Below are 13,401 nucleotides of genomic sequence, written 5' to 3'. Positions count from 1 at the left end.
AGGCTGGCCGATGACAGTTCGTCCACGTTAGAGATCGGAAATGCTCCTTCTCCTGCTCGCATACCTCGGCGGCGTGCTGACCATCGTCAGCCCCTGTATTTTGCCCGTCTTGCCCTTCGTCTTCGCGCGCGCCGACCGGCCGTTCCTCCAAAATGGCTTGCCCACCCTTATCGGCATGGCAGCGACATTTGCCGTTGTGGCAACCTTGGCAGCCGTCGGGGGCGGTTGGGCCGTAGCCGCCAACGAATACGGACGTTACGCAGCCCTCCTGCTCGTCGCGCTCTTTGGCCTCGCATTGATTTTCCCCGAACTCTCCGAACGCCTATCACAACCCCTCGTGGCGCTGGGCGACAGGCTGTCTCGCAGGGCCGACACCGCAGCAGCGGGTCACGCCACGATCTGGCCATCGCTCCTGCTCGGCGTTGCGATCGGCCTCCTGTGGGCTCCCTGCGCAGGCCCGGTGCTCGGGCTTATCTTGACGGGCGCCGCACTCAATGGCGCGAGCGCGACGACGACGCTGCTGCTCACGGCTTACGCGGCCGGGGCGGCGACTTCGCTGGCGTTGGCGCTTCTTGCCGGCGGCAAAGTTTTTGCCGCCATGAAGCGATCGCTCGGTGTCGGCGAATGGCTCCGCCGCGGCATTGGCGTCCTGGTTCTTCTGTCGGCTGGCGCGATAGCGCTCGGCGCCGACACCGGTGCGTTGACGCGCTTGTCGCTCGCGAGCACCGCTTCGATTGAACAGCGCCTGATCGATTCATTCCGCGGCCATGCATCGATGCCCGATGTCTCTCTTGCGGGCGAAGACACTAGCCTCCCGGTCGAAGGCAAGATGCCGCCAATCAATGGCGCTGTCGCGTGGCTGAATTCGAAACCGCTGACGCGCGAGGCGCTGAAGGGCAAGGTCGTTCTGGTCGATTTCTGGACCTACTCCTGCATAAACTGTCTGCGTGCGCTGCCGTACGTCAAAGCCTGGGCCGACAAATACAAGGATCAGGGCCTCGTCGTGATTGGCGTACACACACCGGAGTTCGCTTTCGAGAGGAACATCGACAACGTCAAACGCGCCGTGACCGACCTTGGCGTCACCTATCCGGTGGCGATCGACAACGACTATGCCATCTGGCGCGCCTTCAATAACGAGTATTGGCCCGCGCACTACTTCATCGATGCCGACGGAAACATCCGGCATCACCATTTCGGCGAAGGCAGTTACGATCGCTCCGAGCGCGTCATTCAAGCGCTGCTCGCAGAGGCCGGCCATAAGAACATAGCGACGGGAACTGTTGCCGTCGACACCAAAGGCATCGAGGCCGGTGCATCCGACACGGTCAGATCACCCGAGACCTACGTCGGTTATCGGCGCGCTGAAAATTTCGTCTCCCCTGGCGGAGCCGTCCATGACGCCTCGCACGATTATACTGGCGCGCCTGCCGAGCTCAACGACTGGGCCCTGTCCGGCAACTGGACGATCACGCCCGAGCACGCCGCGCTCAACGCGGAGAACGGCTCCATCAGCTACAAATTTCACGCGCGCGATCTGCATCTTGTTTTGGCGCCGGGCTCTGACGGCAAGCCCGTACGGTTCAAGATCACCATCGATGGCCACGCTCCAGGAGATAGCCACGGCGCTGATGTTTCTGCCGACGGCGAAGGGACTGTTACGACACAACGGCTCTACCAGCTCGTTCGCCAGCAGGGCCCGATCGAGGATCGCACTTTCGAAATCAGATTTCTCGATCCCGGGGTTCAGGCCTACGCATTCACATTCGGCTGACGTCTCGTTCTGAGCCGCCCGCTAGACCGACTCCGCGCTGTTTTTAATTCTGGAGAGAGGGTCGCCGATCAGTCGCCAGAACGCAGCGAGCTTCGCAGCGTCATGGAAATCTTGCATTTCGGCGATCCTGAAACCCCGGAAGCGAAGAACCTGACGCAGAGAGAGCTGTAGGCAGTGACCGGTCGCGCGATGACGCAACTCAGCGGTCAGCCGTGTCCGGACCAGGCCGTTTTCCCATCGCGCCGATTCCAGATGTGAGCGGCTGTCGATCACTTCCATCGCCTTCTGGAAGCGAAGCCGGACGTTTTCCTTGCCCCGAATTGTCAAAGATTCGCCGTTCGGACCACCGGTATTCGTAGTGTAGACGATGTCGTCGACGTATTTATCCAGCACCCCTTCGACGCTGCCGGAGTTCCATGCCTCCTGAGCGGATTCCAAGATCGCGATGACTGTATCGATGTTGATGTTCGAACGATCTCTGCTGAACGCATCCCCACACGTCGCGCACGGCTTTGACGACAGCGGCACACAACGAAACCAACTATATACGAGACATAGGCGAAATAGCCAGCAGGACATCGGCCGATCGTGAGATTTTCAGGCCTTGCCAGATTTGCTGAGGGCGAGTTCGAGCGGTCAAGGTCGCAATGATAATTCTCGCATCACTCGACGGCAGCGCGCGTCCGAGACAAGTGCGCCGCCTTGCGTCCCCGTAGGGAATATTTCCCATAGGCACGTTTGGTTTTGCGGGAAGCATACTTTACCGCCGGCTTCGGTGCCGGTGGCGTAACATCGGCAATGATCTGAACAGGCGTCTTGGCTTTCAGCGCCACGACTTTATATCCACCGGCTTTGAGCTTCGTCAGAAGTTGGCCGACGGCGTCCGCGGTCCACTTGTGAATGTCGTGCATCAGGATGATGCCGCGGCCGCGCGCTTTGAGACCGGCCATCACGCGCGAAATGACGGGCGCAGACCCTCGAACGCGCCAATCCGACGAGTCGATATCGACCGCGAATTGCCCGATGTTCCGGCTCTTCATATAGTCTTCAGAAAGCTTGCTGCTGCTCAGATATGGATAGCGAAAAAACGGCGCCACGGGCTCCGGGCTGTTCTTCTGCACGATATCGAAGGTCGCTTCGACCTCGTGTTGGATCTCGGGCAGTGTCAAGCGCGCGACGTTGGGATGAGACCAAGTGTGGGTTCCGATCGTATGTCCCTGTGATGCGACTTCCTTGACGATTTCGGGGTGAACGGCAACCATCTCGCCGACCATGAAGAACGTCGCCTTGGTGCATTGCTTCGCCAGCGCCGCGAGAATTTCCCGCGTATCGGCCGGAGAGGGGCCGTCGTCGAACGTCAGAACCACTTCGCCCGGTTTCAGAAAGTCGCGATCGCCGTGAGGTTCGCCGAACCATGGTCCGCCGGTCGTATCGACTTCGATCGTCCGCGACACACCGAGCGTGCCGGCAGCGCACGTCTCATCCGCGCGCGCATGCGCCGCTGAGAGACTGAGCAAGAGGGCGCTCGAAACGGCAAAGCTTAGTTTCCAACGGCGCTGCATGCCGTCCTCCCCCGAAGGACCAAATCACTCGTTCGGAGACCAAGGCTTGCTCGCGGTAGAGCCTCGTCTCGATCGCTATCAAACCGTCAATACAACGCATTGGAACGCAAAAAAGCGCGGTCGAGCTGAATTGAGGCCAGCGGGCCAACAGGCCGCATAGAGCCTTGGTCGTATAGGCACGTCCATTTACCAGCCTGCAATCGAATCTCTGCCACACTTGGCTAGCAAAGTGGTTAACCAGTCCCTACCAGGAGCGGATGTGCGTAAGCTCGTAATGTTGCTCGGTTGTTTTGCTGCGGGCCCCGTCGCTGCCGCCGACGGAAAACTCACGGGCGAGGTGATCAAAACGACGCTGAGCGGTTCCCTCTTGGCGCTCGATACGCCGGTGGGAAGCACGGTTTCAGTCCGCATCGGCCACGACGGCATGATGGAGGGCGAAGCAGGCACGGCCCTCGGCGCCGTCTTGGGCGCTGCAAAGGATCGCGGCCGCTGGTGGGTCGCTAACGATCGGGTCTGCTTCAAATGGTTTCGTTGGTTCGACGCTGAGCAGCGCTGCGCAACGATCAGTGTCGAAGGCAAGCGCTTCACTTGGCGACGTGACGACGGCGATACGGGTACTGGCACCATTGTCGAACTGGGCGGACCTGTCTCGAAATCCGCTCAGATTGTCGCCGAGGTGAAGAAAGCCGCGCCCGCGCATGAAGTGGCGGAGAGAAAGCAGGACGTCGTCCTGGCGGCGAGCGAACGCAAGGCTGAAGCCGCGGCGAAGGCAGAAGAGCATAAGTCTCTAGCTTCGGCCGAGAAGGCCACGGCCTCGGATGCCTCAGAACCTGCCGTAAAGCCTATGACTGCTGTGGCGCTTAATGTGCCGGCGCCGCATCCGGCTGTTCGGCCACATCATAGCGATAGTGTCGCCATCGCTTCGGTCAAACCGCAGTTCTTCAAGACCCCAAAAAGCGCAGCTTCCAGGGTCCAGCCCGCAAAAGTGGAAGTTGCCAAGGCTGAAGCTCCAAAGACCGTCGGTAAGCCATTCCGCGTCGCCGGTGTCGATCCGAGCGACGTATTGAACATTCGCACCGGCCCGTCGCCGGATTATCAGACGGTCGGCAGGATACCGCCGAACAGCCACGGCATAGCAATTACGGGCGCGTGCCTGAACGACTGGTGCCCCGTGAGACACCGGACATTGGTCGGTTGGGTGAACCGGCGTTATCTCGCCGAGGAGACTGCCGCGAACACCGCCGCAGCTTCCGATCTCAACTATTGGGACGACGGCGCGAAATAGGTGCACCGGCGTCCGTTCGGCACTGCCCGCCGACTTGAACTCCTCCTTCTGTGACGCTCGCCTGAAAACATCGTTTTCGAAAGCGATGGTCGCTCCGTAACTCGGGGCTTTTGCGCTCAAATGTCGGGCGGCAGCCCAAATTCTGGGCAAAAACGCGATCTTACTTTCTAGAGAATAGGCTGAATTTCCTCGCAAGAACGCAGCGAACGGCGATCTCGGCGATTGGCATGAATCCTGCGCTTTACATTTTCGTAAGGTAGCGACGCCTTGGCACGCTTTGCGGCGGGGCAGGCGTGAATAGGGGAGTCACTCATGGCCGATCAATCAACGGCAATGCTGACGATTTTCACGGAGTTCTATTTCTTTCTGACCATCGTTCTGATGTTCTTCATCCACATCGGCTTCTGCATGTACGAAGTCGGCGTTGCGAGAACGAAAAACGTTCAACACACGCTCTTGAAAAACGCGATGGCCATTCCTGTCGTCGGCCTCGCCTTCTTCCTCTTCGGCATGTGGATCTACATTGGCCTGCAGGGATGGCCGGTGAATTCGACGGCCGTCAGCTTTGCAACCGGCTTCGAACCTTGGTCCGATAAGCTCGCTCCGAACCTTTCCGATCGAATCTCCGGCGTCTTCTGGGGCGCTTTCGCGCTCTTCGGTATGACGGCGGCCTCGATCGTCTCCGGCTCGATCATCGAACGCGCCAAGACATCGGGGTTTTTGATTATCGCCATCTATGTCGGCGCGGTCGCATGGGTTCTGCCCGCCGCCTGGGGCTGGTCCGGCAACGGCTGGATGACGCAGTATCTCGGCTTCCACGACCAATACTGCTCGGCGGTGCTGCACTCGGTGTCGGGCTTTGCTGCGCTCGGTATTCTGCTCAACCTCGGCCCGCGCATCGGTAAGTTCGCTCCGGACGGCACGCCGCGCGAGATCCCGGCGCATAATCCGTGGATGGTCACCGTCGGTCTCTTCATGATCTACGTCGGCTTCTTCGGTTTCTATGCCGCGTGCCACATCCCGATGGCCAACGTCGCGGCCGAAGGCCAGCCGGCCTATTGGACCGCGACCAACATCTACGGCTTCCCGATCACGCTCTCGGGTGTCACGATGAACTTCCTGCTCGCCCTCTTCGGCGGCATGATGACGGCCTATCTCGTATCGAACGGCAATGCCTTCTGGACGTTCTCGGGTGGCCTCACAGGTCTCATCTCCGCGAGCGCCGGTAACGACCTCTACCATCCCGTCGTCGCGCTCGCGATTGCGGTCGCGGGAACGGTGATGGCCTACTACGCCCACAACTGGGTCGAGAAGAAATTCAAGCTCGACGACGCTGTCGGCGCGGTGGCGGTGCATGGCTATTGCGGCTTGTTCGGCGGCATCGTTGCCGGGTTTGCACTATGGGGCTACCCAGCGATCCTGCCGAGCGCAGGCACCGCAGTCAGTCTCTCGGAAGGCGCCGGCTGGTTCGGTACCAATTCCGAAAATCTTCCGATCGTCACTCCGATTGGCAATGCCATCGTCTCGTTCGTCTTTGCGATCGGGTTCGGTCTCGTGCCTGGCTACATCATCGGCAAACTTCTGAAGATGTTGGGTCTGCTTCGCGTCGATGCGAAGGTCGAGCTGACCGGTCTCGACGGTGAGCACGTTGAATCCACCTATCCAAACATTTCCGGAGCGGAAGCGGCATTCGAAGCGCTGCAGCGTAAGGAAGTCCGCATCTAGGTCCTCATACCGGCGGCGATATTATTGCCGCCGGTCGTCATGTCATGAGATCCGACAGGAGAAACCCATGAACACCGGTGTCACCAGCCTATCCAAGCTTACCGAGATGGGAGCGATCTATCCGTTCCATGGCGATGAAATACTGTTTTCTCTCGCCATCCTGGCGTTCTTCATCGCCTTCTTCATTTTCCAGATCGGCATGGAAGCGAAACATCACAAAACGATCATCGGCAACTTCACGGCAAGTCCGGCCGAGTAAAGTTCCGCGAGACGCGCTGTTCCCTGACGGCGCTTAAGGAGGGGCCCCTGCCTGCGGGGGCCTCTTCGCTTTTAGCAACATCTTATCTCTTTGAGGGTTCGGCTAATTCTTCTGAATGCCGAGTTCGCGCGCCGCTTCGCTCAATCTGGTCTTCGCTTGCGCGTCGGCTTCAAACGTGGCGAGCGCTTTCGATAGCGCGCTTTTCGCGGCATCCATCTCGCCCAACGTTACCCGCGAGCGCATCAGACGAGCCCAGCCTTCTTCATCGTTCGGATTTTTTTCGAGACGGGCCGCGAGCTGATCGACCATACCGCGGATCATGTTCTGACGCTGTTCGGCCGTTGCAGAATCAAGCCCGCTCGCGGGTGTCATCGCATCGCCGGCGGTCGGTGCCGCCGAGGCAGTAGCAGTCTGCGCCGATTTCGCAGCGGCCAGCGCCTTCCCGATCTCGGCGTCGGCAGGATCGAGCTTCAGCGCTGTTTCATAGGCCTGCACCGCTTCCTCTGCCCGATCCGTGTTGAGGTAAGACCAGCCGAGCATCTTCCAGCCTTTCACATCGTTCGGCTGCTTTTCAAGACGGGCAAGAAGCTTCGCGATCATGGTGTCGACATCCGGTAGTGCGGCGGAATTCGGTGCCGACGTTTGAGTTGCCGACCCTGGTTGCCTGTCATCGATCGAATCCGCATACGCGCGAAGGGAATCGAGCGCCTGCGATGTGTCCGGATCGAAGCCCGCACCACTTGCGGATGAAGCATCTGCCGAGTTGCCGAGCGCCATGTCAGCGCTCGTAGGATGCGTTTCGCTAGCGGCGAACGCGAGACAGCCGATCGAGGTCGCAAAAAGAAGCATCAGTATCGGCGCCGAGATCCTGTTGCTCATCGCGGTCCATCGTCGTGCGAGAGCCAGAACCGGCAAGCGGCCATGAACTTCAAGCCGTAGCAGCACGAGGATGATCGCCAGCAGCGCCGCCGTCGTGCCGAAACTCACCGTCGCATAAAGCTGTGTCATATCCAGATCCTCGCGAGGCTTTTTTCTAGCAAGAAAATCGGACGCAAATTGGATTTGAGCTCTTCAAAGCAGCGGGCCGTAAATGGAACGCGTAATGATCAACTGCGCTAAAACTTGCTGCGTCCAACCGACAATTCCCGCCTAAACGATGCCGGTTCAGCGCGGTCATATCTTTCGTTCGCGTCATCTTTCATTGCATCGGAATTTTCGTGTTCATGATCGGGGTGACGACGCCGTTCACGTGATACTTATGGCACGTCAGACAATCTTGGCGCACCGCGTTGGTCGCGTGGCAGGATTGGCAGAGATCCTTTTTCACCACGCCGAAATTCGATGTGAATTTGAGCGGATTCCCCTGCACATAACTCATCAGATAGGGCTGTTGTTTTTCGAGGCTGTGGCACGTCAGGCAGCCGCGATTTTCCATCACGCCGAAATGCGGTTCGTGAATGAAGGTCGTGAACTGACCTTGCTTCGTCGCGGCGGAAGCCGGCGCGAAATTGACGACACGGCCTCGGCCGCTCACATCAATGCTATGGCATTTCGTGCACGACCCCTGGGCATCCTTGCCGGTAAGTGAATCAAACACCGCTGCGGTGGGGCTCCTGTCGCCTTTCGGTGCCGACGGACCTGTGAGCGTGAGCCAGGAATAAATGAATTTATCCTTGTGCCCGACCGGGCGATAGAAGATCGCATAATCCTGCCGATACCAGCCGCCGTCGTCGGCCCAATCTTCCGCTTCCATGCCGCTTTCGATGCCGGTCGGTGCCGCGGCACTGGCGGGCGCCGACGTCGCCGCCGTATCTGAAGTCGCCGCGCCGCCAGCCGCTCCTTTGGTGAGAGTTTTCATTTCGCGAAGTTCTTCTTCCGTCGGAAAAAGCAAGTCATCCGACTGGTTCGTCGCCTTGGGTTGGCTCCCGCCACCGTCGACCTGCGCGACCACGTCTTCGCGCGCGCCCGGCTGCGCCAGATCGCCGAGACCGGCTTGCATCGCCGCCGGCAGGTTGGTGTCGCGCGCAGCACCATCTTTGCCGGCGTCATCTTCGGATTGGCTCGCCTCGGCCGGTCCGTTGTTCAGCAGACATTGCCCAAAAACTCTGACGACGCATGCCGGCGGATCGCGCTTGACCGTTTTGACTGGCGCAGTGTCTTCGTCTTTTTTCTTGGCTTCCGACGAGTCCCGCTCTTCTTCCGTCTCACGTTCTGGCGCAGCCGCGGCCGGCTTTGCGTCGGTCGCCTGCGATTGCGAACCGCCTTGGTTCGCGTCGCTCGCGATGGGCCCACCAGAGATTTCCTTGGCAAGATGTGGAAGCCACTGTTGCTGCGCGCCGATGATGACATCGCGCGGGATGCTCGCGGTCAGGTCCGCGACCTGCATCTGGCTAAGCTTCACACCATTGCCGATCTTGATGTCGGCGAGAACATCGGTCGCCTTGCCGGATATGAGTGCGAAGAACAGTCGCTTGATCTCCCAAACCAGATCCTTGACGGCGTTGATTTGCACGTCGCTCGCCTTGCTCAGATCCTGGAGGTTCAAACCATCGAGGGTCCGGACGACAGCGTGGCCCGGTTCCGTCCGACTGATCATGACCTTCATAAATGGCGAGAGCTCTGCTTCGGACGCATCGGGCCATTCACCCACTGCTGCCTTCCTGCTTTTCAGAGTCTGCAGATCAAGCCCAGGCAAGGACAGAAACGCGATGCCCTTCGGACCGCTAGCGCGCTCCTTGCCTTTGATCTGATCGAGATGGCAGCCGCTGCAAGTTTGCTCGAATGGCGCAACGGCCATGATGCGTTTGTCTTTGCTGCTGTCGTGGCATGTGGAGCAGGTTGCCGGAATACGCTTGGCTGCATCCTTCTTGGCGACTTCCGGGAAATGCTTATCGAAGTGTCCGGCATGGTCGTAAATGATCCGCGTGCGCCGCTTGAATGGATAGTTGTCGAACGCTGGATGGTTGCCGTCGAAGCTGTCGAATTTCACCTCATGACAAGATCGGCATTGTTCGTTGGAGATCTTCGCCAAATTGAAATTGACACCTTGGTGTTCCTGATGGCAGGTCGCGCAATAAAGGCCACCCTTGATAATATCGCGCGTCGGAAAAACCCGGTCCTGCGCGCGCGCCGATAATGGTGCCGGAGTTTGCGCTGCGATTTTTATCAAGCGGCTACCGCTCTGTTTCAGAGCGTCGCCCGAAGCGCCATGCGGATTGAAAGCCGTTGCCGGCATTTTATGGCATGTGAGGCACGCCTTGCTGTCGGCGAGTGGATCTCCCGCGACGAGACCGTGGACCCAGCTGAGTTTGCCGGTTCCATTTTTGGTATGGCACGTCGAACACTTTTCGATCGCGCTATGAGCGCTCGTCATTGGTCCTGGCATCAGGAACTGCGTGCCTTTGGTCAGCAGCAAGGCAACGCAGACGCAGATCAACGTTGTGAACGCAGCGAGCCTCGCGATGCGGTCGCGCCAAACGCCGGGCGATGAATTGGCTACTGGCCAAAGCAAGTGCCACATCATCCCGCCCCGGACGAAAACGAATAGACGACAAGCACGTGCATCACACTCAGCACGATCAATCCATAAGTGACAGGCACATGCACGAACAGCCAACCCTTGGTCAGGCCATAATGGACACGTGCGAAATCGAGCTGATCCTTCTCGACGACGAGCGCTCTGATCGCGTTAAGTTTCTGCTGGGTCCGGCTATCGACGTAGCGCGTCAAGCTATCGATCTCGTCCGTCAACTGCTTCAAAGGCCGCTGCGAGCCGATCAGATGGCCGGTGAAATTGCGAGGGCCGACAAAAAAATCTCTGAGATGATTTGTGTAGAGATCGGCGATCCACGCTTCATAGGGCGGCGCCGGCAAGGGAAGCGCAGCGGCTGCGTCCGGAACGCGCGACGCGACGACCCCGGCAATCTCGTCGGCAAGCTCGGCCCTCCGCGTTGGGATGCGTTCGAAACTGATATGCTCATCGATCCCACCCTTGGCCCGCAGCGACCAGCTGAGATATGTGCCGAAGACCCCGCTCAAAGTTATGACGACGAAGCCGGACCAAAGCGCCCATTCGAATGTGGTGTCGGGCAAAGAGAACCCACAATGCGAAACGAATGCCGCGATCAGCAGATAGCCGATGAAGATATGGACCTTCCGCCAGCGCACGATCGACTTTGGCGCGAACACCGATGTCTTGATGGCAACGTGGAAAAGCAGCTGCAACGCCATGCCGCCTGCAAGCACCCAGCCGTCCAAATATCGAGGATCGCGCAGCCCGCTCGCATAAATTCCGACGAGCCAGAGCATGCCCGCAGAGAGGGCCGCAATCGAAAGCGCTCCAATCGTCGTGGCGTTGAGCAACCCGGTGAAGCTCGGAACGAACCCGAACGAGCCGCCCGCCGCACGTGAGTGCGCCTGTCTCACCGCCAGCTTCCGAAATCATTCATGTTTGCTTCCCCTCACGCCCCTTCTCGCGCGGCTTAATTGACGGCAGCGGCCGGCCTTGCTGCACCTTTGTATTTGTCCGGTCCCGGAATGAAGCTGTCGAGACCGGACATCGTGCTGCCGTCGTACTTTTCGCTGATGCTCACCAGTTCCTTCGAGACGCCATCGGCGGCCGTCGATAGAAGCTGCTCGTTGTTGAGCTTCAGCGCGGCCGAATGCGAGTATTCGACCATCTTTGCTATTTCCGGCACATTTGGGACTGCCTTGGCGGCAACAGCCAGTTGCTTTCGCGCCCGATCGACACGCTTCGCCATTTCGAACGCGTAGGCTTTTCTCGCCGTTGCTTTTCCGACCGCGCGCAATGCCGTTTCAAGTTCGACTCCAAGACCGACGAGATAAAGCATGCGCTTGCGCGCTGCGTCGGCTGGTACGTTGGCTTTCCCTTTGGAATACCAGGTGTTGTGCAGCACCTCGCCCTGCGACCAGGATACAAGTTCGAAGGCGCTCCCGGCGCGATGGCCGCCTTTGTTGACGAGGTCTTCTCTCGGGACGACGTGACAGCCGTAACAGTTTTTCGCCAGCTGATAGATGAGGCGAGGGCCAATCATTCCCTTTGAGATCGCGAGTTTCCACCGCTGATCTTTTTCGGCTTTGGTTTCGGTCTTTGCAGTCTTGCCGCTGTAGCCGCTGTGAACCTTGATCCAGTCTTTCCCGCCGCTGTGGCAGGACTTCGCATGAGATGCCCGCGATCGGCTCGTCTTTGTCGTCCTTGCGCTGCACAGTGTAATGACAATTCAGGCACAAGCTCTCAGACCGGATACGTCTGACACCCATTCGCTTGGCGATCTCGTTGGCTTTCGGATCGCGCGGAAGATCGCGGAAGGTTTTGAAGTGATGCGTTCCTTTCCACGCTTCCGTTTCCTGTTTGTGGCATTCCGCGCAGGCATTCGGTCCGACGATTTTGGCCGGATCGGCCGCGACCGCACGGCCGACGGTCGCGCAGAAAATCAGAGAAACGCCGGAAAGAACAAGCGCGGCAGAGCTGAGGAATAGTCTCGCTCGGGATAAGTTCGGAACAAGATTACGCACACCGACGGCTCCAAGCATCTCATGCCCGCAAAATCTGTTCGCGCCGATCGCCCGCGTGATCGAATGCAGACGGCTTCGCCTGTCGTGCGATGGGGGCGGCGAGGAGCCCGATCACGCGTGACACGACACCCGCTCCGGTGTTGCCTTCGATCGTTGGCATGAAGGGGTCTGCATGGCAGGTCGCGCCCGCATGTGCCGCGAACGATTTGACCGAGTTGACCATTTCCGGCGCTCCACACGCATAAAGAACGTCGCTCGGTAGGAGGCGCGGCAGGAAGTCGGTCGGCCGGCCCTGCATGACGCCCGGCACGATTTCGGGCGCGCTGCACGCGGCAACGACAAGGACGTTGGGAAACTGAGCGAGCCGCGAAAGAGCCGGGCCCATATATAATGACTCGACGCTGCGCCCGCCCGCGATGATCATCATTCTACGCTCCGGATTTTCTCGGAGAGCGGCAACGGCAATCGACCAGATCGGCGCAAAGCCGGTGTTGGTCGCGACGAGGACCATACGGCCTCTGGTTTCATTTCGGAAATAGGCCGATCCATAAGGGCCCGTGAGCTGCACACGGTGGCCGGTCTTGATACGCTTGCCCAGCGATGAGCTGACGCGACCACCCTTCATGCGCCGGATATGAAACCACACCGATCGGCCGTCTGGGTTGCTGTGCAGGGGAAGCGTGAAGCTGTAGGGCCGGCTTGGATAGCCGCTGAAGCGTATCTGAGTATATTGGCCGGCGTGAAAGGGCAGCGCACGGCTTGTTCTGATGCCGACCTCGATGACGTCCGCCGACAAAGGTCGCAATGAGCTGACTAATCCATCAACAGCCCGCACGTCCGGGGCTTTGTCGCTTTCAAAGACTGCATCAGCTACAACCCGGCACTGACAGGCATGAACGATAGAAGGTTCCGAGCCTTCGCCACCTTCAACGTCGCCCTGCACCAGGCGAACGCAGCAGGTGCCGCAATGGCCGGACCGGCAATCGTGCGGCAGATCAATGCCGTTGCTCAGAGCCGCATCGAGCAACAATTCGCCGCTGCGTGCACGAAATGCTTTTCCATTGATCGTGATTTGGTGACGTCTTGTCATCAGCTCTTTCCGAAATGCTTGAGGTTCTTGATGTGCTCCGAACCGCTCCATGCTTGTGCCGCGGCGTCGACCGCGATCAGCGTAATAATCCCCATGCTGACAATCGATGCTGTGATATGGCCACGTTTGAGATATTGCGATTGCGATCGGATTGGAATGCTCGGCTAATTT

At 59.2% G+C, this 13,401-nt stretch carries 11 protein-coding genes and 1 pseudogene; 4 read left to right on the top strand and 8 right to left on the bottom strand.

Translation table 11 applies throughout. The features are described from left to right. Window positions 1-40 precede the first annotated feature (40 nt). Complete coding sequence (locus tag QM780_RS09605; protein WP_415070243.1) at window positions 41-1,774, top strand: cytochrome c biogenesis protein DipZ; 1,734 nt, start codon at window positions 41-43, stop codon at window positions 1,772-1,774. 21 nt (window positions 1,775-1,795) lie between these two features. On the opposite strand, the gene QM780_RS09600 is transcribed toward QM780_RS09605, so the two are convergent. Continuing rightward, a complete protein-coding gene (locus QM780_RS09600) occupies window positions 1,796-2,212 on the bottom strand; it encodes a nuclear transport factor 2 family protein (RefSeq protein WP_415070241.1) in 417 nt (138 codons plus the stop codon). 224 nt (window positions 2,213-2,436) lie between these two features. Further along, window positions 2,437-3,336 (bottom strand): polysaccharide deacetylase family protein, encoded by a 900-nt coding sequence (locus tag QM780_RS09595; RefSeq protein WP_415070240.1) that lies wholly within the window; start codon window positions 3,334-3,336, stop codon window positions 2,437-2,439. A 259-nt stretch (window positions 3,337-3,595) separates the two neighbouring features. Here QM780_RS09595 and QM780_RS09590 point away from each other — a divergent pair, with 259 nt between their 5' ends. The 3 genes from QM780_RS09590 to QM780_RS09580 all read left to right on the top strand — a co-directional run bounded on the left by QM780_RS09590 (window position 3,596) and on the right by QM780_RS09580 (window position 6,605). Continuing rightward, entirely contained in the window at window positions 3,596-4,621 is a 1,026-nt protein-coding gene (locus QM780_RS09590; RefSeq protein ID WP_415070239.1) for an SH3 domain-containing protein, read from the top strand. A gap of 312 nt (window positions 4,622-4,933) precedes the next feature. Further along, window positions 4,934-6,346 carry an ammonium transporter gene (locus tag QM780_RS09585; protein ID WP_415070238.1) on the top strand — a complete coding sequence of 471 codons (1,413 nt, stop codon included), beginning with the start codon at window positions 4,934-4,936 and terminating at the stop codon, window positions 6,344-6,346. A gap of 67 nt (window positions 6,347-6,413) precedes the next feature. Continuing rightward, window positions 6,414-6,605, top strand: coding sequence for a hypothetical protein (locus tag QM780_RS09580; RefSeq protein WP_415070237.1), 192 nt, complete (start codon window positions 6,414-6,416; stop codon window positions 6,603-6,605). 102 nt (window positions 6,606-6,707) lie between these two features. Here QM780_RS09580 and QM780_RS09575 read toward each other — a convergent pair whose 3' ends face one another. The 6 genes and pseudogenes from QM780_RS09575 to QM780_RS09550 form a co-directional block, all read right to left on the bottom strand. Continuing rightward, window positions 6,708-7,613 carry a tetratricopeptide repeat protein gene (locus tag QM780_RS09575; RefSeq protein WP_415070236.1) on the bottom strand — a complete coding sequence of 302 codons (906 nt, stop codon included), beginning with the start codon at window positions 7,611-7,613 and terminating at the stop codon, window positions 6,708-6,710. A gap of 190 nt (window positions 7,614-7,803) precedes the next feature. Then, complete coding sequence (locus tag QM780_RS09570; RefSeq protein WP_415070235.1) at window positions 7,804-10,116, bottom strand: cytochrome c3 family protein; 2,313 nt, start codon at window positions 10,114-10,116, stop codon at window positions 7,804-7,806. Between the two features lie 8 nt (window positions 10,117-10,124). Next, entirely contained in the window at window positions 10,125-11,030 is a 906-nt protein-coding gene (locus QM780_RS09565) for a hypothetical protein (protein WP_415070234.1), read from the bottom strand. Between the two features lie 56 nt (window positions 11,031-11,086). After that, window positions 11,087-11,659, bottom strand: a complete 573-nt coding sequence (locus QM780_RS09560; RefSeq protein ID WP_415072085.1) for a hypothetical protein — start codon at window positions 11,657-11,659, stop codon at window positions 11,087-11,089. A gap of 178 nt (window positions 11,660-11,837) precedes the next feature. Beyond that, window positions 11,838-12,158 (bottom strand): annotated as a pseudogene (locus QM780_RS09555) (multiheme c-type cytochrome); the annotation flags it as partial. Window position 12,159: 1 nt separating this feature from the next. Next, window positions 12,160-13,230: a 2Fe-2S iron-sulfur cluster-binding protein gene (locus QM780_RS09550; protein WP_415070233.1), complete on the bottom strand. Its 1,071-nt coding sequence runs from the start codon at window positions 13,228-13,230 to the stop codon at window positions 12,160-12,162. Window positions 13,231-13,401: the final 171 nt, after the last annotated feature.

Source organism: Hyphomicrobium sp., from assembly GCF_047600905.1.
GTDB lineage: Bacteria > Pseudomonadota > Alphaproteobacteria > Rhizobiales > Hyphomicrobiaceae > Hyphomicrobium_B.
Note: the sequence above shows the minus strand (reverse complement) of the source record. Positions and strands in the feature narration are given on the sequence as shown.

Excerpts from the sequence above, each read along its gene's own strand:
- QM780_RS09605 (WP_415070243.1), top strand. The coding sequence starts at position 41 with ATGCTCCTTCTCCTGCTCGCATACCTCGGCGGCGTGCTGACCATCGTC.
- QM780_RS09595 (WP_415070240.1), bottom strand. The coding sequence starts at position 3,336 with ATGCAGCGCCGTTGGAAACTAAGCTTTGCCGTTTCGAGCGCCCTCTTG.
- QM780_RS09585 (WP_415070238.1), top strand. The coding sequence starts at position 4,934 with ATGGCCGATCAATCAACGGCAATGCTGACGATTTTCACGGAGTTCTAT.
- QM780_RS09580 (WP_415070237.1), top strand. The coding sequence starts at position 6,414 with ATGAACACCGGTGTCACCAGCCTATCCAAGCTTACCGAGATGGGAGCG.
- QM780_RS09575 (WP_415070236.1), bottom strand. The coding sequence starts at position 7,613 with ATGACACAGCTTTATGCGACGGTGAGTTTCGGCACGACGGCGGCGCTG.
- QM780_RS09560 (WP_415072085.1), bottom strand. The coding sequence starts at position 11,659 with ATGATTGGCCCTCGCCTCATCTATCAGCTGGCGAAAAACTGTTACGGC.
- QM780_RS09550 (WP_415070233.1), bottom strand. The coding sequence starts at position 13,230 with ATGACAAGACGTCACCAAATCACGATCAATGGAAAAGCATTTCGTGCA.